At 61.9% G+C, this 18,970-nt stretch carries 17 protein-coding genes and 1 pseudogene; 8 read left to right on the top strand and 10 right to left on the bottom strand.

Annotated features, from left to right (window positions below):
* From BV911_RS12010 to BV911_RS12045, 8 genes are all read right to left on the bottom strand, one after another.
* A complete protein-coding gene (locus BV911_RS12010) occupies window positions 1-1,173 on the bottom strand; it encodes a sialidase family protein (RefSeq protein ID WP_086053858.1) in 1,173 nt (390 codons plus the stop codon).
* A gap of 96 nt (window positions 1,174-1,269) precedes the next feature.
* A complete protein-coding gene (locus tag BV911_RS12015; RefSeq protein ID WP_086053859.1) occupies window positions 1,270-2,091 on the bottom strand; it encodes a sugar phosphate isomerase/epimerase in 822 nt (273 codons plus the stop codon).
* 3 nt (window positions 2,092-2,094) lie between these two features.
* Window positions 2,095-3,252, bottom strand: coding sequence for a dihydrodipicolinate synthase family protein (locus BV911_RS12020; RefSeq protein WP_086053860.1), 1,158 nt, complete (start codon window positions 3,250-3,252; stop codon window positions 2,095-2,097).
* A 3-nt stretch (window positions 3,253-3,255) separates the two neighbouring features.
* On the bottom strand, window positions 3,256-4,407 hold the full coding sequence (locus BV911_RS12025; RefSeq protein WP_086053861.1) for a Gfo/Idh/MocA family protein: 1,152 nt from the start codon (window positions 4,405-4,407) through the stop codon (window positions 3,256-3,258).
* 114 nt (window positions 4,408-4,521) lie between these two features.
* Window positions 4,522-5,163 (bottom strand): TetR/AcrR family transcriptional regulator, encoded by a 642-nt coding sequence (locus BV911_RS12030; RefSeq protein ID WP_086053862.1) that lies wholly within the window; start codon window positions 5,161-5,163, stop codon window positions 4,522-4,524.
* Window positions 5,163-6,683: a tripartite tricarboxylate transporter permease gene (locus BV911_RS12035; protein WP_086053863.1), complete on the bottom strand. Its 1,521-nt coding sequence runs from the start codon at window positions 6,681-6,683 to the stop codon at window positions 5,163-5,165. The genes BV911_RS12030 and BV911_RS12035 overlap by 1 nt, the downstream gene beginning before the upstream one ends.
* Window positions 6,683-7,180: a tripartite tricarboxylate transporter TctB family protein gene (locus BV911_RS12040; RefSeq protein ID WP_139840074.1), complete on the bottom strand. Its 498-nt coding sequence runs from the start codon at window positions 7,178-7,180 to the stop codon at window positions 6,683-6,685. The genes BV911_RS12035 and BV911_RS12040 overlap by 1 nt, the downstream gene beginning before the upstream one ends.
* Window positions 7,181-7,281: 101 nt before the next feature.
* Window positions 7,282-8,289 carry a tripartite tricarboxylate transporter substrate binding protein gene (locus BV911_RS12045; RefSeq protein WP_086053865.1) on the bottom strand — a complete coding sequence of 336 codons (1,008 nt, stop codon included), beginning with the start codon at window positions 8,287-8,289 and terminating at the stop codon, window positions 7,282-7,284.
* Window positions 8,290-8,533: 244 nt separating this feature from the next.
* On the opposite strand from BV911_RS12045, the gene BV911_RS12050 reads away from it, so the two are divergent.
* The 6 genes from BV911_RS12050 to BV911_RS20225 all read left to right on the top strand — a co-directional run bounded on the left by BV911_RS12050 (window position 8,534) and on the right by BV911_RS20225 (window position 14,430).
* Window positions 8,534-9,640 (top strand): YcjF family protein, encoded by a 1,107-nt coding sequence (locus BV911_RS12050; protein ID WP_086053866.1) that lies wholly within the window; start codon window positions 8,534-8,536, stop codon window positions 9,638-9,640.
* Window positions 9,627-11,237 carry a dynamin family protein gene (locus BV911_RS12055; RefSeq protein ID WP_086053867.1) on the top strand — a complete coding sequence of 537 codons (1,611 nt, stop codon included), beginning with the start codon at window positions 9,627-9,629 and terminating at the stop codon, window positions 11,235-11,237. The genes BV911_RS12050 and BV911_RS12055 overlap by 14 nt, the downstream gene beginning before the upstream one ends.
* A gap of 93 nt (window positions 11,238-11,330) precedes the next feature.
* Window positions 11,331-11,585: a GlsB/YeaQ/YmgE family stress response membrane protein gene (locus tag BV911_RS12060; protein WP_086053868.1), complete on the top strand. Its 255-nt coding sequence runs from the start codon at window positions 11,331-11,333 to the stop codon at window positions 11,583-11,585.
* Window position 11,586: 1 nt separating this feature from the next.
* Complete coding sequence (locus BV911_RS12065) at window positions 11,587-12,714, top strand: patatin-like phospholipase family protein (protein ID WP_086053869.1); 1,128 nt, start codon at window positions 11,587-11,589, stop codon at window positions 12,712-12,714.
* A gap of 92 nt (window positions 12,715-12,806) precedes the next feature.
* Window positions 12,807-14,096: a DUF2254 domain-containing protein gene (locus BV911_RS12070; protein ID WP_086053870.1), complete on the top strand. Its 1,290-nt coding sequence runs from the start codon at window positions 12,807-12,809 to the stop codon at window positions 14,094-14,096.
* Between the two features lie 199 nt (window positions 14,097-14,295).
* Window positions 14,296-14,430 (top strand): hypothetical protein, encoded by a 135-nt coding sequence (locus tag BV911_RS20225; RefSeq protein WP_256388254.1) that lies wholly within the window; start codon window positions 14,296-14,298, stop codon window positions 14,428-14,430.
* Window positions 14,431-14,549: 119 nt separating this feature from the next.
* Here the strand turns inward: BV911_RS20225 and BV911_RS12075 are convergent, their stop codons facing one another.
* A complete protein-coding gene (locus BV911_RS12075; RefSeq protein WP_086053871.1) occupies window positions 14,550-15,578 on the bottom strand; it encodes a ParB/RepB/Spo0J family partition protein in 1,029 nt (342 codons plus the stop codon).
* Window positions 15,575-16,780, bottom strand: coding sequence for an AAA family ATPase (locus BV911_RS12080; RefSeq protein WP_240512229.1), 1,206 nt, complete (start codon window positions 16,778-16,780; stop codon window positions 15,575-15,577). The genes BV911_RS12075 and BV911_RS12080 overlap by 4 nt, the downstream gene beginning before the upstream one ends.
* 595 nt (window positions 16,781-17,375) lie before the next feature.
* On the opposite strand from BV911_RS12080, the gene BV911_RS12085 reads away from it, so the two are divergent.
* A complete protein-coding gene (locus tag BV911_RS12085) occupies window positions 17,376-18,410 on the top strand; it encodes a replication initiation protein (protein WP_086053872.1) in 1,035 nt (344 codons plus the stop codon).
* Window positions 18,411-18,768: 358 nt separating this feature from the next.
* A pseudogene (locus BV911_RS19775) lies at window positions 18,769-18,970 on the top strand (transposase); the annotation flags it as partial.

Below are 18,970 nucleotides of genomic sequence, written 5' to 3' on the forward strand. Positions count from 1 at the left end.
TCAGGTCCCTGTCGCGGCACGTTCCAACACCTCAACCCCAAGGATGGTCGGCAAGTGTCGGGCGATTTCGTGCCAGCAATCGCCCTCATCAAAACTGGCGAAGATCGAGCCGCTATTGGTGCCAAAATACACCCCGGCAGGATCACGGGTATCTCCGGCCATCGCTTGGCGCAGCACGGTGAAAAAGCAACTCTCTTGCGGCAGGCCCGCTCGCAGCGCCTGCCACGTTTGCCCGCCATCGCGTGACCGCCAGACCGCCGCCGCCGCATCGGGGGGAAACCGCCCGGCGCTATCGCCGTTCAGCGGCAGGGTCCAGATCGTGTCGGGGTCGCGCGGATGCACCCGAATGGGAAAGCCGAAGGTCGAGGGCAGGCCTGCGGTGATGTCATCCCAGCTGCGGCCGCCGTCAGATGACCGCCAGACCCCGTGATGGTTTTGCTGATAGAGCAGATCAGCCGTCCCCGGTGCCCGCACCAGATTGTGCACGCAATGGCCGGTTTCGCCGTCGCGCGGGGCGGCTGGGTGATCATGCGGTGCCTGCGCCTCGGCGTTGGACATCCGGTTTCGCCGGTCCCACGTGGCCCCGCCGTCTTCGGTGGCAAAGACCCCCGCTGCCGATATTGCGACCCACAGCTTGGTGGGGTCGGACGGGTCGGCGACAATGCTATGCAGCACCAGTCCAGCCGCGCCGGGGTTCCAATCATCCGCTGACGGATGGTCGGTCAACCCGGTTACCCGATCCCAATGGGTGCCGCCATCGGTGCTGGCCAGCAAAAAGGCCGGCTTGGTGCCCGCATACAGGGTTCCGGCCGATTGGCCCAGCGACCACACCTGAGAGAACGTATCGGTAAAGGGCAGCTCGGCTGCGGTCCAGCCGATCAATTTGGCGAAATCGACGTCATTGGCGGCCCAGTCATCCATGGTGCCTTTGGTCAGACGCGTCAGGTGCCACGTGTCGCCGTGATCCGCGGATCGCCAGACACCAGCGCCATGCCAGTCACTGCCGCCGCCCGCCCAAATCGTACCGGTGGCGGGATCGCCAATCAGGTGATTGATCGGCCAGCCGTCGCAAAACGGGCCGCGGACGGCCCAGCCACTGCGGTCACCGTCGCCGGCCACCAGAAAGGCACCTTTGGTGGTCCCGACAAGAAGGGTGAGTGCAGAAATCGTCATGATGCGCCGCGCTCCTCTGACCGATCATTCCTGTCCGGTCAGCGTAGCACGGCGCGCTGGCACCGCCAAAATGTGTTTTCAGCGGTGCCAGAAACGTTAACAGGCGGTGCGGCCCCGTTCGACGATGGTGGCGAGAACCTCATCAGCGTCGCGCTTCCACCAATCGAGTTCCGAGAAAATCTCGACCTCGTTCAAACCGGCAAACCCCGATGCTTCGACAGCTGCACGCAGGCCTTTCAGGTCAATCACCCCGTCGCCCATCATGCCGCGGTCGGTCAGCAGATCCCGCGTCGGCACCAGCCAGTCGCACAGGTGGAACGCCATCAACCGCTCTGGCCCGGCCCGCACAATCTGCGGCAGGATCTCAGGATCCCACCAGACGTGATAGACATCAACCGCAGCACCGACGCCGTCACCCAACTGGTCGCAGATATCCAGCGTCTGACCCAGCGTGTTCACGCAGGCCCGGTCGGCGGCATACATCGGATGCAACGGCTCAATCGCGATCTTCATGCCGACGCTGCGGGCATAGTCCAGCGTCCGGCCCAAGCCTTCGGTGACGATGGCCCGCGCCCCGGCAATATCGCGCGATCCCGGCGCAAGGCCGCCCACAACCATGACAAGGCACGCGGCCCCGATGGCCACAGCTTCGTCCACCGCGCGCTTGTTGTCGTCCAGCACCGCATCGGTCAACGCGCCCTCGGCGGTGTACCACCCGCCCCGGCACAGACCCGAGACGCCCAGCCCGCTGTCGCGGATCATCTTCGCGCCCTCGTCCACGCCAGCCGCGTGCAACACATCGCGCCAAGGGGCAATGCCCCCCAGCCCGTGACGCACGCAGCCATCAACACACTCGCGCAGACCCCACTGCTTTTTGACGGTCGCGGTATTCAGGGACAGTCGTTCAGGTGTCAGCATGGCTTAGTTCCCCACGCCGCGCGCGGCAAACACCGCCCGGGCCCGCGCGGCGGCAAGCTCGGCATCTGGGAACAGACCAGCATCACTGGCCAACCGGACGATTTCGGCCAGATGCACGGTCGAGCGGGTGCTTTCCTGCCCACCGATCATGGTGAAATGGTCCTGATGCCCGGTGAGATAGGCCATGAACACCACGCCGGTTTTGTAGAACCGCGTCGGCGCCTTGAAGATATGGCGCGACAACGGCACCGTTGGATTAAAAGCGGCGCGATAAGCGGCATCATCGCCCTGCCCCAGTGCCGACAGCGCCCGGGATGCAGCCCCGGCGATCGGATCGAAGATGCCAAGCAGCGCGTGGGAATAGCCCTCGGCGTCGCCCGCAATCAGATCGGGATAGTTAAAGTCATCGCCGGTATACATCAGCACGCCTTCGGGAAGGCGGCGGCGCATGGCGATCTCTTTCTCGGCCGACAGCAACGACACTTTGATGCCATCGATCTTCGCCGCATTCGCCGTGATCACCTCAAGGCAGGTGTCCATCGCGGTCAGATGGTCCGCATTGCCCCAGTACCCTGCCAGCGCCGGATCGAACATCTCGCCCAGCCAGTGCAGGATCGCCGGTTGCGACAACCCGGACAGCACCCGGTCATAGACCAGTGCATAATCCTCGGGGCCTTTCGCCACGGCGCACAGCGCCCGCGAGGCCATCAGGATCACCCGGCTGCCGGTGGCTTCCACCGCTTCGCACTGCATTTCATAGGCCGCGATCACGTCGTCCAGCGTCGTCTCCGGCGTCGCGACCAGATGATCGGTCCCGGCCCCGCTGGCGATCAGATGTCCGCCGGCCTTGGCCAGTGCGGTCGAGCGTTGGATCAGCTCCAGCGCCAGTGCCCAGTCCATGCCCATGCCGCGCTGCGCGGTGTCCATGGCCTCGGCGACGCCGAAGCCCAAGCTCCATAGATATTCCCGGAACGCGAGGGTCCGGTCCCAATCCACGGCGGTGCCGATCCACGGATCGATATCGGCCAGCGGGTCGGCGACCACATGGGCCGCCGCATAGGCCGTCCGGTTCCAGCCCGAGCCTTTAACCGGGGCCGGGCCAGAGGCCAGCGTGAACGTGCCGATGCTGCCATCAGCGTTTGGAAGAAGCAGGTTCGCCATCGATCAGACCTCCAGATCGGGCAGGTCGACCCAGCGACGTTCCCGGGCCGACTGGTATCCGGCCTGTGCCAGCTGAACGCCTTTGGCGCCTTCCAGCAGCGTATAGGCCCACGGACCGTCCTCTACGACGTGACGCAGGAATTGCTCCCACTGTACCTTAAAGCCGTTGTCCAGAACCGCGTTGTCCGGCACTTCGTCCCAGCCCGCGTAGAAATCCAGCTTCTGCGGCTCATCCGGGTTCCAGACCGGCTTGGGGGTGTTAACCCGGTGCTGGCTATAGCACTTGTGCAGACCGGCCACAGCCGAGCCATGAGTGCCGTCGATCTGGAATGTTACCAGATCATCGCGCCGAACCCGGGTGCACCAGCTAGAGTTGATATGCGCGGTGATGTCGCCTTCCAACTCAAACGTCGCATAGGCGGCGTCATCGGCAGTGGCGGTATAGGCCTTGCCCTGCTCGTCCCAACGCTCGGGGATGTGGGTGGCAATCTTGCAGCTGACGGCCTTGACCGGTGCCACAACATTGTCGAGGACATAACGCCAGTGGCACAGCATATCCGACACCATGCCGCCGCCATCTTCGGCGCGGTAGTTCCACGATGGGCGCTGTGCGGGCATCCAGTCGCCTTCGAACACCCAATAGCCAAATTCGCCCTTTACCGACAAGATCTTGCCGAAAAAGCCAGAGTCGCGCAGCCGCTTCAGCTTGATCAGGCCGGGCAGGTCCAGCTTGTCATGAACGATGCCGTTCTTGACGCCTTTTTCCTTGGCATAGCGGGCGATATCGACCGCTTCATCCAAGCCTTCCGAGACCGGCTTTTCCGAATAGACGTGCTTGCCAGCGTCAATCGCCTTGCGCAGCAACCCGGGACGCAGCTGGGTCGAGGCCGCATCAAAGAAGATCGTGTCGTCGGGATTGGCCAGCGCGGCGTCCATATCCGTGGTCCAGCGGTCCACCCCATGCGCCTTGGCCAAGGCTTCGATCTTGTCGGCATTGCGCCCGACGATGATCGGATCCGGGATCAGCATGGTGCCGTCCTTCAGCGCGATGCCGCCCTGGTTGCGGATGGCCAAGACCGAGCGGATCAAGTGCTGGTTCATCCCCATGCGTCCGGTGACGCCATGCATGATGATGCCGATACGTTGCGTTTTCATTTCAGACGTCACTCCCTAAAGACCTAGATCGATTTAACTTACTTACTGGTAGGTAACTTGCGGGGGCCGGTCAACAGATTTCTAAAAACCGGACCAAAAAAACAGCCGGGACGTTCAGGCCCCGGGACGCAGATAGGCGAGCAGCATTCGGGCGGCTTCTTCGCCGCGTTGGTCCAGCCACTCATCATCAATCGCGCATTTGAACACCGCCCGCAGCGTGTGGATATTGGACACCGGGAAATAACACAGCGAGGCGATAAAGACGTACAGATCCACCGGGTCGATCCCGTCCCGGAAGCTTCCATCTTGAGCCCCTTTGCGCAGGATCACCCGCAGCTTGCCCACTAGGTTCGATTGGATGTCGCTGGCATCTTCGATCTCGCGAATGGTGGCCCCGCCGCGCAAGTTCTCGGTGTTCAGCATGGAGATGAACCACGGATTGTCACGAAAGTGCTTCAGGGTGAAAATCACCAGCAGCCGGATCGCCTGATCGGGGGATTTGCCGTCCAGATCCAAGGATTTCTCATTCTCTCGGATCTGAACATAAGCCTCGCGCAAGGCGGCGGCATAAAGCGCATCCTTGTCGCCGAAATAGCCATAGATTAACGGCTTGCTGACCCCGGCGGCCCGGGCCACCTCATCGACCCGCGCCCCGGCATAGCCCTGCTCCGAAAACTCGATCAGGGCCGCATCAAGGATGGCTTTGCGCGATGCCGTGGCATCGCGCTTGCGGCCGGGTTTCTTGGCATCGGCCATCAGCTGTTGCCTTCCTGCTTGCGGTGCCACAGGCGCGACACAAGCCGCCGCACAGCCGGGCTGCTGGACAGGATCGACACGACGATGATCAGCACGAAGGCCGCACAGATTGGCCGCGTAAAGAACGGCGCCACATCGCCATTGCTCAGGATCAGGCCACGGCGCAGGCTCTTGTCCATCAGATCGCCCAAAATGATCCCCAGCACGAGCGGCGCCATCGGGTAATCCATCTTGCGCATCACGAAGCCAATCACCCCGAAGACCACCATCACCCAGACATCGAACAGGCGCTGCGAAATGGCGTAAGGCCCGATCACGCATAGGGTGAAGACCACCGGCATCAGATAGGCATGCGGCACTTTCAGCACCCGCACAAACACCGGCGTCAGAAACAGGCCCAGCACCAAAATCGCCAGCGTCGCGAACAACAGCATCACCGCCACCAGATAGATGAACTCGGGCGCTTCGATCATGATCATCGGCCCGGGGCGGATGCCGTGGATAAACAGCGCCGCGATCAGCACAGCCGACGCAGCCGACCCCGGCACCGCCAATGTAAGCGCCGGGATCAACGATCCGGGCACCACGGCGCTGTTGCCGGTCTCGGCCGCGATCAGCCCCTCATGCGATCCTTTGCCAAACTGGTCAGCCTCTTTGCTGCTGCGCCGCGCGGCAGCGTAGGAGGCCCAAGCCCCGATATCTTCGCCCACCCCGGGCAGGATGCCGACCACGGTGCCGATCACCCCGGACCGCAGAATTGTCAGGCGGTATTTCCACAGGTCGATCAGGCGCGGCAAAGCCCCCTTTTCGCCCTTTTTGGTTGCGACAACTTTGCCCGGCGGGCTGGACATCGCCGTCAGCACCTCGGCAAAGCCGAACGCCCCAACCATGGCCGGGATCAGACCGATGCCGCCGTTCAATTCCGCAATGCCAAAGTTGAACCGGACATGGGCATGAATGCCGTCCGATCCGATCATCGCAACCATTAAACCGAGGATCCCGGCGATATAGCCCTTTTGCACATTGCCGTCGGCGGTCAACTGGCCGGAAATGACCACGCCGAACACCGCCAGCCAGAAAAATTCGAACGACCCGAACCGGATCGCGGCTTCCGCGAGCGGCGGCGCCAGCAATACCAACAGGACGATCCCCACCAGCGTGCCCAGAACCGATCCGACCGTGGCCAGCCCCATGGCATAAGCGGCCTTGCCTTGCCGCGCCAACGGATAGCCATCAAGCGAGGTCGCCGCACTGGCCGGGGTTCCGGGGATATTCAGCAAGATCGCGCTGCGCGAGCCGCCATAGATCGCGCCGACATACATACAGATCAGCACCAGAATGGCGGCGTCCCGATCCAAGGAATAGGTCAGGCTGGTCAGCAGAGCGACCCCCATGGTCGCGGTCAGACCGGGCAACGACCCGACGATAATGCCGAGCAAGGTCGCCCAGACCACATGAAACATCATCATTGGCGTGGTCAGTTCGACGAAGGCCGAGCCAAGATTGTACAGGCCTTGCATCAGGGCAACCTCACCAGAAAACCATCGCGGAACAGAATTGAGATCCCCGCGGACATCACTGCGCCAAACAGCACCGCAAAGACCAGCGCCAAGGCGCGGCGGCGCGGCGGGGCCCCTGCCGGCCAACTGAATAGGGCGACGAACCCGGCCATGAACAGGAAGGTGGCGAAGAAGAACGGGATCCAGCCGACCAGCACCAGCGCATAGGTCAGGCACAGGGCCAAGGTCCAGATCAGGGTGGCAAGGTTGCCGAGGTCGATCTCATCGCCAGCAGTGGCCGCCGTTCCGGCTTTGCGGACAGAGCGGTACAACAACACGGCGCAAATCGTCAGCAGAATGCCAAGTCCCATCGGCACCAGCCCCGGAATACTGGCCGGATGGATCCGCCGGAATTCCAGCCGCTCCATCTGAAATCCCCCGATGAACATCGCAAGACCCAGCACCGCCAGCACCGCGGACGTCACCCGATCCGCTGCTTTCATCGAGAGTGTCGCCACAACCCGCCCCTTTGCTTTGAATATATCTGTCGCGATCTTGTCGCGTGATGTCCGGGCGCTGGCTCACCGCCGCGCCCGGACATTGTGGTCGTCTGTCCCGATTACGGGCAGGTAATGCCGATCTCAGACGGATCGATCACCGCCTCGCCGCGCTCCACGCGGGAGCAGGCCTCGGCAATCACCACCGGCATCGCGTTGGCAATCGCGTCTTCGCCATAGCTGGGGGCAAACACTGCCCCGCGCGAGGTGGCGTATTCCTTCAGTTCCGGCGAGGTCATGATCCGGCGTTCCCAGATCTCGTTGACAGTGTCATAGACCTCTTGCGGGGCGCCGAGCGGGATGAACACACCGAAGTAATCCGGGGCAATGTGCATGTCTGGCAACCAATCGGTGATCGGCGGAACCGGGTCCATGCCGTCCACTTCCAGCGGGCTGGAGGCCAGAACGGCCAGCGGCCGCAAACGTCCGGCTTTGGCCATCTCGGTCTGTTCCACCGCCAATTGCGTCGTGGCCACAACTTCGCCCGAGGTCGCCGCGATCACAGCCGGGTTGCCGCCATCATAGGTGACCATGCGTGCGCCCAGATTGCCGCCCGCCGCCTCATTGATCGCAGCCATCGCCATGCCGCCAGAGGAATTGATCCCGGCGGTGCCCACGGTCACGGTGTCGCCCTTCATGGCTTCCAGCAGCGCGCCGAAATCCATGTATTCCGAGTTCGGGTTGACGCTGACCAGTGGCGCGTTCGCCACGTGCAGATAGACCGCGTAATCCTCGATCGACGACTCGTCCAGTAGCCCGGTCACAATATAAGTGGCGTTGTTGGCAATCGCGTTCGCGGTCCAAGTATAGCCGTCGCGCGGGGCGTCCAGCGTCGCCTTGGTGCCGATCGATCCCGAAGCGCCCGGCTGATTGACCACCACCACAGAAACGCCAAGTTCCTCCTCAAGAATCGGGGCGACGACGCGCGTGACCTGATCCGTCGACCCGCCCGCGGCCCATGGTACGATGATGTTGATCGGACGATCCGGCTTCCACTCCGCATAGGCGGCAGACGACCCTAGCAGAAATGCGGCGGCACCCAGCACGCCCAGTCTCGAAAGACCTGTCATTGTGTTCTCCTCCCTACATTACTTACCAGTAAGTAATGATGAAGAAACGCACAGCAGCCGCCAAGCGTCAAGGGTCTAGGGGCGTTGTGGTGAAGATTGCCGACTGCCCCGGCGGGGTCAAAACCGTCCGAGGGAACCCAGACCCGGTTCAAAGCATTTTGATTTCACGCCAGTTTCGCTAGAGTCGGTCTTGCAGGGCGGTTCCGGCACAGCCACTTCGGACCGAGGGATCAGAGAAAGACCCATGAACAGATATTTCCAACGGATCTGGACACAGATCGCCAACCCGGACCCATCTGACGATGTTGAGATCGCCCTCGAAGCGGTCGAGGCAACCCTGCCTGTAGTGTGGCTGCTCGGTAAAACCGGGGCGGGGAAATCGTCCTTGGTGCAAAATCTGACCGGCCTCAGCACCGCCGAAGTCGGCAATGGCTTTGAACCCTGTACCCGCACAGCAGCGTTCTTCGACTTCCCTGCGGCGACCCCGGTGATGCGGTTTCTCGATACGCGCGGCCTTGGCGAAGCCGGCTATGACCCCACGACAGATTTGGCGGAATGCGAGTCGCACAGCCATGCCATTCTGGCCGTCGCCCGTCTGGACGACCCGGTGCAGGGGGCGTTGTCCGCCGCGCTGCGCACGGTGGTTCGGCGCGCGCCGGACATCCGGGTCATCGTCGTGCATACCGGCGCGGATCTGCTGCCCGATGAACAGGAACGCGCCCGCGCCCGGGCCGCGACCCAAAACCTGCTGCAAACGGCGACCGGACGCTCGCTGCCTGCGGTCGAGCTGTCCCAGACCCCAAGCGCCAAGGGCGGCGGCAGTGATGGTGTCGCGGAACTGATCACCCTTCTGGGGCAGACCATGCCCGAGGTCGCCCTGCTATTGGCCCGGGCCGATCTGCGCGATGCCGAACGCGCCGCCTTCGCCAAGAACAAGCCCGACGTGCTGTGGTACGCCAGTGCGGCGGGCAGTAGCGATATCGCCCCGGTGGTGGGCGCGGTTGCGGTGCCTGCGGTGCAAGCCGCCATGCTGCGGATGCTGGGCAATCGCTATGGCGTCGAATGGACCCGGACCCGGATGGCCGAATTCGCCGCCGCCCTCGGGCTCGGCACCGCGCTGCGCTTTGGGGCCAGCTATGTCACCCGTCAGGTCGCCAAGCTAATCCCGGTGGTGGGCCAAACCGCGGGGGCCGCCGCGGCGGGCACAATCAGCTTTGCCGCGACCTATGCGCTGGGACGCGCCGCCGCCTATTATCTGCACCGCACCCAAATCCAGCAGGCCGTGACCCCCGCAGACCTGCGCGCGGTCTTTCAAGATGCGCTGAAAGGCGCGCGCAATGCGCCCCGGTAGGCGCCTGCGCCAAGCTCTGCTGCGTTGGGATCGCCTGATCTCGGCCCTTGTGGTGACCCTGCCGCTGGTGGCCACCTGCCTGTTTGGATTTCTTTGGCTCAGTGAACACGGCTGGCTGTTGCCGTTCATCACCCTTTGCGCCGTGGTCGGCGGCGCGGTCTACCTTGCCCGCCGCTGGCTGCGCCCTCCGCGGCAACAGACGCAAGACGCCGCCGACATGCGCGAGGCCCTGTCGGTTGAGGCCGATCCCGACTGGTCCGCCGCCGAAACCACCGCCTTCTCGGTCGCCCGCAAGCGGATCGAAGCGCTGACCGACGCCGACCTGCCATGGGAGGACTTGCCGAAGGCCGCGCTGGACGTGGTCAACGACATCGCCACCGGCTTGGGCGGCCCGCAGAAAACTGCGCTGGATTTCACCCTGCCCGAAGCGCTGTTGCTGATCGAACGCGCCGCCACCCGCTATCGCAGTCATCTGCGCCGCCATGTGCCGTTTTCCGATCAGGTGTCGTTAAAAACGCTGATCTGGATTTGGGGTCAACGGGACCGCGCCCAGATGGCCCTCAGCGTCGCGCGCATCGGCCACCGTCTGGCCCGCCTCGCCATCAGCCCCACCACCGCCGTCCTGCGGGAGATCGAACAGGCCGTCGCGGGGGGCAATGCCACCTATCTGAACGATCAGGTCATCGCAGTGCTGCAAGCCGTCCTGCTGGAAGAGGTCGCCTACGCCGCCGTCGAGCTATATTCAGGCCGATTGAAATTCTCGGATGCCGAATTGTTGGCGATCCAAATGGCCAGCACCGACGCCGACCGGGGCCGCGCCGCCCTGCCCGATGCGCCCCTGCGGGTGGTGGTGGTCGGTCAGATCAGCGCGGGCAAGTCCAGTTTGATCAACGCTCTGTTGCCGCATGATCTGGCCGAGATCGACATGCAACCCACCACCGACCGCCTGACCACCTATGAGACCGAGATCGACGGCATCGCCTGCCACCTGATCGACACCCAAGGGCTGGACGGCGGGCCCGACGCCCACGCGGCGACCCTGACCCAGATGACCCGCTCGGATATGGTGGTCTGGGTGCTGCGCGCCAACCGCCCGGCCCGCGCCCCTGATCTGGCCCTGCGACATGCCTTTGACGCTTGGGTTGCGGCGCATCCAGCCCGGCGCAGCCCGGCGGTGATTGCCGTGGCCACCTGCATCGACCAGTTGGCCCCCGGTTGGCCCTTTCCCGAACATGCCCTGCCCGATCCGGCCCTCAGCGCCATCTCGACCGTAGTCACGGCGATGGCAGCCGATACCGGCCTGCCGCTGCCGCTGCCGGTCAGTGTCGTCAGCCCGGTCTGGAACATCGCCGCCCTGCACCGGGCCATCGCCGCCAATTTGGGCACTGCCCTGTTGGTGCAGCGGAACCGGCGCCGGGTCGGCGCGGACGAAACGTCCGGCGGGGTCCTGTCCGAGTTGCGCCGCGGCGGCCGGGGCTTGGTGCAAACCGGACAGATCCTCGGCGGGCGGCTGGCCAGCAAAGCCCTGAAGACCACCGCCAAGGAAGGCCGTAAAGACGGCGATCAAGATGGGCGCAGCCCAGAGCCAAAAGCCTGACCCCTGCCCCGCAGGCGCATTGCCACACGCCCTGAAGGATGCAATCGTTCACCTACGACCTGACGACATCCTTTACACGCACAGGAGACACAGATGACTTTCGGCAGCATTCTCTTGGTTTTAATTATCGGCGCAATCGCGGGCTGGCTTGCCGGCCTGATGGTCTCGGGCTTCGGCTTCGGCTTGGTTGGCAATATCGTGGTCGGCATTGTCGGCGCGGTGGTGGCCAGTCTGATCTTTCCGGCCATCGGGCTCGGTTTCGGCGGCGGCATCTTCGCCTCGATCGTCCATGCCACCATCGGCGCAGTGATCTTGCTGTTCCTGATCAAATTGGTCAAACGCGTCTGACATGACGGCACCGGTTTGCGGCCTTGTGTTGATGGGCGGCGGGGCACGCGGGGCCTATCAGGCCGGAGTGATCCGCGCGCTCGCAACCATCTCAGGGCCGGGATCGGTGCCGTTCCCCATCATCTCGGGCGTGTCGGTCGGCGCGCTGAATGCCGCTGCTCTGGGCTCATCCTTTCTGGATTTCGAGCGCGCGGCGCAGGATATCGAACATTTCTGGCGCACCCTGAATTCGCAGCGGGTCTTTCGCACCAGTACCCCCAAAATGCTGGCCACACTGGCGGGGCTGGGCCTTGGCATGACCCTGCCCCATCTGGCCCCGCGCCTGCCCCGTGCCCTACTGGACAACGCACCGCTGCGCGCCGGGCTGTCCGGGACGCTGCGCCTGTCCGGTATCCGCAAGGCGATCCGCAGCGGCAAGCTGAAGGCCATTGGCCTGACCAGTTCTTGCTACAGCACCGGCCATGCCGTGACCTTCTTTGAGGCTGGGCCGGGCACCCCAAATTGGCGCCGGGTGCGCCGGGACGGGATGCGCTGCCACCTGACGCTGGACCACGCCCTTGCATCGGCCGCACTGCCGCTGCTGTTCGACGCGGTGCAGATCGGCCCGGATTACTACGGCGACGGCATGCTGCGGCTGACCTCCCCTCTGGCCCCGGCGATCCATATGGGGGCGACCAAACTGCTGACCATCGCCAATGCCGAGGCCCCGTCACTGGTGCCCGAGCCGACGCCGCTGACGCCGCGCTATCCCACGTTCGGCGATCTGGGCGGCTTTGCCCTCGACACCATTTTCAACGACAATCTGGATGCCGATATCGAACGGTTGCACCGGATCAACACCGTCCTGCACGCCACCCCCAACGGCACCGACGCCAAAAGCGGCCTGCGCCAGATCGACATCCTGTCGATCCGCCCGACACGCAGCGTGCAAGAGATCGCCCTGTCCTTTCGCCGTGACATGCCCCGGATGCTGCGATGGGCGCTGGGGCGGTCGCAATCGCGCCCCTCGGCCGGACGGATGGAAAGCTACCTGCTGTTCGAACGCCGCTATATCGATGCGCTGTTCGCCCTTGGCCACGCCGACGCCATGGCCCGCCAAGCCGAAATTCGCGCTTTCCTCACCGGATAACACCGGCCGCGCCCACGGGATTACCCCTGTCCACAGGCAGCGGCGTCAGGCACAGTTTCCCGGCCACGCAAACACAGACGGGATAACGGATCATGGCCGGACAGGCGTTCTTTCAGAAAATCATTCAGGACATCATCGCCAGCTATTGGGCGATCCCGGCCACCATGGTGGCTGTCGTCTTCTTGCTGGCGCCCACGACTGTCTGGATCGACGCCAACTTTGCCGCGATCACCGACCTGCTGCCCGACGCGCTGTTAACCACACAGGTGGACGGCGCGCGCACCCTGCTGTCCACCATCGCACAATCCTCTATCGGGGTGGCCGGGGTAATGTACTCCATGACCCTCGTTGCCGTGTCCTTTGCCTCAGGCAATTTTGGCCCGCGCCTGATCGGGAATTTCATGCGCGACCGTGGCACTCAACTAAGTCTTGGCTGGATGCTGTCGTCGTTCGTCTACGCCTTGCTGGTCTTGCGGACAGTCCGCGACGAGGGCGAGCCGGACGGAATCCTACCCGACGCCTTCGTGCCGCATCTGTCGCTGCTGGTGGCGATCCTGTTCGCCCTCGGATCGGTCTGGGTGATGATCTATTTCATCCATCACATTCCCGAAACCATCAGCCTGTCGCGGATCATCGCCACCTTAGGGCGGCGACTGGATACCGCTGTCCGCCATCTGAAAGGTGGCAGCGGCAGCAACCCGGCCCTCGTGCAACTGGACAACACCGGCTGGCGGCCCGACGCCAAAATCGAAGACGCGACCGAGGTCCACTTTGAAGACCCCGGCTATATTCAGACCGTCAATCTTGTCCACATGCGGCGTCTGGCCGAACAAAACGACTGGCATCTGGAAATTCGCGCCATGCCCGGCACCTTTGTTGATCAAGAGACCCTGATCGCACTGATCTGGCCCCAGGCCGCACCCGTCACCGACAAGCAGCATGGTCAGGTCCGGGCCTGTTTCGCCGTCGGGCTCGGCCGCACCGAGAACCAGAACCTGCTGTTTCTGGCCGAGCAACTGGTGGAAATCATCGCCCGCGCCCTGTCGCCCGGGATCAATGATCCGTTCACCGCCAATACCTGCCTCAGCTGGCTGCACGTGGCCCTTGCCTCGGCCATCCGGTCCGAGCAGACCGCCTATCGCGATCCCCGGGACCGGGTTCAGGCCCCCATCGTCAGCTTCCTGTCGCTGCTCCATACCGCGCACGGGACCAGCCGCACCTACCTGGCCTCTGATCCGAATGTCGCCTTGCATGCACTCGCCTTGTTAACCCGGCTTGCCGAACTAACCCCGCCCGGCCCCCGCCAAGACGCGATCCTGACCGAACACCGGCTTCTCACCCAAGAGGCCAAGGATCAGAACCCCGCCAGCACCCAAATCTAAGTCGATTCAGAGGCCTTGAAAGCGCCACGGGGCGGGATTATCCTTGGGGCTGTAGGTGACGTGTCCGGCCAGATCCCGGCACTGCCTATTGCTTCAGCCCGATCATCGCCCTGACAGTCATCGTCAGGCAACCTTGACCACTCAAGCACCGGCCCCGTCGGCATGCGCCGTCGGTCGTGTTAGTCAAAGGAGCGGACCCATGTCCAAAGGCAACAACCAAAAAGGCAATAAAGAAGCAAAGAAGCCCAAGCAAGTGAAGGCGAAAGCCCCGCTGGCCGCTGCGCCTGCTGGCGGAAAATCCGGGCTTGTCGTCGCTGGCAAAAAAATCAAATAGACCGCGCCAGCCGCCGGTTGCCATGGCAACCGGCGTAGCCCTGTCAGAAGGCAATTTAATATTTACTTTAAAATTCAATAGGTTGAGAAAATTGCCAATTGGCAATTTTCAGTGGCAGATCAGGACTTGCCTGTTGGCAATTTGCGTCCAGCCGCTAAATAGGCCGATACAAACTGATCGAAGGCGATCTTCAAGGCCGCTTCAGACATGCCCTCGCGGAACTCCATTTGAATATTCGGGCCTTTCCGCCGAATGGTCAGGCCAGACTCGCCTGCTGCACGGCGATAAAGCTGCCCTTCGGACTTGCCGGGCTTTGGCCCCTGCCCTGCAGCCCGCAACGCCGTGATGACCTGAGCGCCGTCCTTACCCGCACTATCCCCGGTCCGGTACGCACGCTGCACCTCAGCCAAAGTTTCCGCCGCCTCAACAATCCGCGCGCGCGCGTCCGGATCGGCCAGCAGCGGCTTCAGATGGCGTGCGTGCAGTTCTTTGATGTCTCGGATCGACCGGTAAGCCGCCACGACTTCTTCCGGCAACCGCGCCAGAACCAGATAGCGCGACAGCCACGTCTCGCTCACCTCAAGCCGCGCGGCCATGGTTTTCTGCTTGCCGCCATAATAGGCCTCAATTGCGGCAGCATAATCGATTGCCCGTTCGTAATCGCTGATATCTTCGCGATCCCGGTTTTCAATATCGGCCAGACGGAACGCTTCTTCATCCGTCAGATCGCGGACATCGATCAGGTATTTGAACTGGGGATAGTTATTGGCCCGCAGCCACGACACAGCGAAATGACGGCGCGCGCCGCAGATCACTTCGAAAGTCGTGCCATCCGCACCGGGAACATGGCGCACGATGGCCGCAAATTCCTGTCGTCCCTGCGAGCGGATCCCGTCGATCAAGTCACGGCAGTTATCTTCGGTCAGCAGATCATACGCCCGGTTGTGACCGACCCACATCCGGCAGTCCGCCGGATCAACCCATCGCAGGGTCTTTTCTTCCAAATCCCCCGACAGCCGGTCACCGATTGTCGTGGACCGTTTCAGAAACCGGGTGCCAGAGCGGGTCGTCTCAGGCCCCTTCGCCGGTCCCGGCGTCGAAAAATCCCCCAGAATATCGTCGAAAACCGCGTCGTGCTTCTTGCTCACAGGATTCCCTCCTTACGCAGATCCGCGTGATGGCTGGGCCATGTTTTTCGGATCAGGGTTTCAACCTCGCGGCCAACAGAATCAAGATAAGCGCGGCAGCGTTTGTGCGTCTCGCTTCGGGTGGCCGGCCCGGTCAGTTCATAAACGGTCCGCAGGTTGGCCGTGGCATTGTCGATCTCGGCGCTGTCTTTCAATACCGCCTCCATCATGTCCCGGGCAAAGACTGCATCCATCATCCGTTTAATCGCTACATGGGCGCTTTTGTTGTCGTTCATCTTGGTCGCAAGGACTTTAACAAACGAGAAACTGCGCGCACCCCCAACTTCAGAGATCTCATTCAAGGTTGCGCTCATCATCTTCAGGAAATGCGCGGTTGAGGCGAAGTCGATATTGTTGGGCGGCGCCGGGACGATCAGGGCGTTGGCGGCCCGCAGAACCGACAAGGACAGCATGCCCAACGCGGGCGGCGGATCCAGCAACACGATATCGAACTGATCCGCGATGGTTTCTATCCCGGAACGCAGCTTATCCAGCACGAAGGTCTGTTCCCGGGCCATTCGCGCTGCAAATTCATATTCGGCATCATACAGCCCCAGATTGGCAGGGATCAGGGCAATCCCCGGCCAATAAGTGGCCCGCAGCGCATAATGCAACGTCGGAGGGCCGCCATGCCGGAAGAACGGGTAAAGCGTATCTTCGTCTTCGTCGACATCGACATCCGGGTTCAGCCCGAAAATCGCAGTCGAGGAGGCCTGACTGTCGCAATCAATCACGCAGACCCGGTAGCCCTTCAAGGCAAAGAACTGGGCCAAATGGGTAACGACGGTCGACTTTCCGACGCCGCCCTTAAAGTTTTGCACGGCTACCACGGCTGGAACGTCCGTCTCGGCACGGATTGGTAGGGTCCCGAACACTTCACGCATCCGGTTAACCTGCGCCAGACTATAACCGGTGCGTCGACCGGTCTCGTCATCCTTCGCCGGTTCGGGCAAACGACCGTCTGCCTCGGCATCCCGGATCAATTTCTCAGACCGGCCAACCATTTCGGCTGCCGACCGAACATTGAAGCGCAGGTCGAGGGTCTTTTCGGTTCCGGGGGCGTACACCCGATCTCGCAACCGACCGATGACTGTCGCAGCGCGTGCTGACAAAGCTTCGAGTTCGGGCAGGGCGACGGGGTAAAGTACCTGGGTATCCATCATGTCCTCGCTAGGGGTTTCCCGAATCATGTGGGAAAGCGGTGGCGTTCTCAAGTGCGATCATTTGGGATTCTGGTCGAAAAAAGCGGAAATTGAAGATTTCTGCGGTTTTGACGGGAGTCTGCCCGAATGCGCGGTGATGTTGGGAGTTTGCGCATATCTCAGTAGCGCTTTTGCGCAATTGGTAAGATTTCCGGTTGGAAGGCAACACGAAACAACCAAATCTAGAAAGAAACTGGCCGCAGGCCGTTCTAGATTCTTTTAGTTCTCTGTTCGTGGTCGATAATTTATTGAATATAAACAGTTATATCGCCAGTTTCTTACCTTTTGGGACGGGATGGCTTACAGGCAGGGACGGATGGCGTTACGGATCGGGATGGCAAGCGCTACGGATCGGTTCGACGTCTAATCTTACTTTTCGGGACGGGGGATAAGTGCGATTTTGACCTTGATTTTGTTGCATCTTATCAACTGATTGCGAATCGGTACAGATGGGATCGGCGGTAATAGCCTTACAGATTGGGTGCTTTACCTGCAGCGCGACTCGCTTTATCTTACGTGGAAGCAATTACAAACGTAAGAAAACGAGGTAGTCAAAGTGGCGTCTGGAACATCCTATCGCACCATTGATGCGCGGCCAAACGGCGAAAGTCTGATCAAGCCGGGCGAGTTGGTGGACCTCGTTGAGGTGACGCCCCTGACCCTGACGGACCGGCGCATTTATAACCAGCTTTTAGAGAACGCTTGGGACGCCATAGACAAGCCTGTGACCCATGTCATCTCGAAATCCAGCCTGCGGGGGTCGCATAATTCCAACGATCGCGTCGGTGAAAGTGTTGAACGGTTGATGACGGCCATTGTCCGGGTTGCGGTGAACTGGGATGGCGAGGCTGCAGTCGAACGGGTGCAACTGCTGGGAGGGAACATAGAATCCCTGCGCAATGACGGTCTGTTCGAGTACGAGATACCGCCGCGGCTGCGTAAGATCATCCGCAATTCTACGGTTTTTGCGCGGTTGCAACGGGAAGTAATGTTCGCCCTGAGTTCGAAATACGCGCTGACCCTGTATGAAATGGTGCAGAAGCGCGGCAACCTCAAATACCGTTCATCCGAGAAATTCACGCTGGATGCGCTACGCGGGGTTTTGGGGGTCCCAAAAGGTAAGCTTACCAGTTGGTCGAACCTGAACCTGCGTGCGGTGCAACCCGCGGTGAAAGAAGTGAATGCCTTGTCGGGCTTCATGGTTGAGCTGTCACCGATCAAGACGGGCCGCCGGGTGACCCATGTTGAACTGCGCTGGTGGCGCAAAGACGGCGACGGTGTTGGAAAGGTTGAACGCGAATTGAGCTACTCCAAAGTGGGGCGCAAGGTTCGAATGGAGGAAGGCAGTGGCGACACGGCCACCCCGATGCAGGTCTCGACCTCTGCGCCACGTCCGGCTTGGTTAGACGCCAAGGGGGATGCCTTGCGAACCGAAACATATGAGACGGCGCGGATGCGTCATCCGGGCTATGACATCTATTTCGTCGAAGGTGAGTGGCGGGGTTGGGCGGCGGGCCGTGAGGCACCAACTGATCCGGACCGGGCCTTTCTGGCGTTCTTTCGCAAATTCGCCGAGGCCAATCCGTTATAAGTTCGGGCAGAAACCCAACGCCACGGAAAAAATTGCCAATTGGCAATTTTCTAGCCAAGGCGTTGGACCATCGACTTGGTCGGTGGTCAGCAATTTCGACTAAATACGGTCGTTACCGCGCTAACTCGCTGTTATATATGAATTAAATTGAATAGCCTTGGTTGTCCTTCTGCCGTTGCCGGTCGAAATTGAACAGGCAGGTCACCGGTTTAGGCGTGGTTGGAGAGCCCAGGCAGGCGCTGCGCCGAGGGGGTCTGATAAATGTGTTGGCTGGGGAATAAAGCGTTTCTGTGAAAACCTGAATCGGTGGTTTCTATAGGGTCGTGTTTGTGATTCATCCTATTTTGGAGGACGGATCATGTCAGCACCTTTGCCATCTGCGCTTCGGGCGCGGTTTCAGAGTTACATTGAAGAAGGGTTAAGCGGACGTGCGGCGGCTTTGCGTCTGAAACTTTCGCCCGCGACGGGCGCGCGTTGGGCGCGGCAGGTCAGGACGACAGGGCACGCCTCGCCTGCACCCCAGGGATGTCCGCCGGGGCGTGGCAAGCTGGAACCGTACC

It is taken from the genome of Pseudoruegeria sp. SK021 (assembly GCF_002119405.1).
Lineage (GTDB): Bacteria > Pseudomonadota > Alphaproteobacteria > Rhodobacterales > Rhodobacteraceae > Meridianimarinicoccus.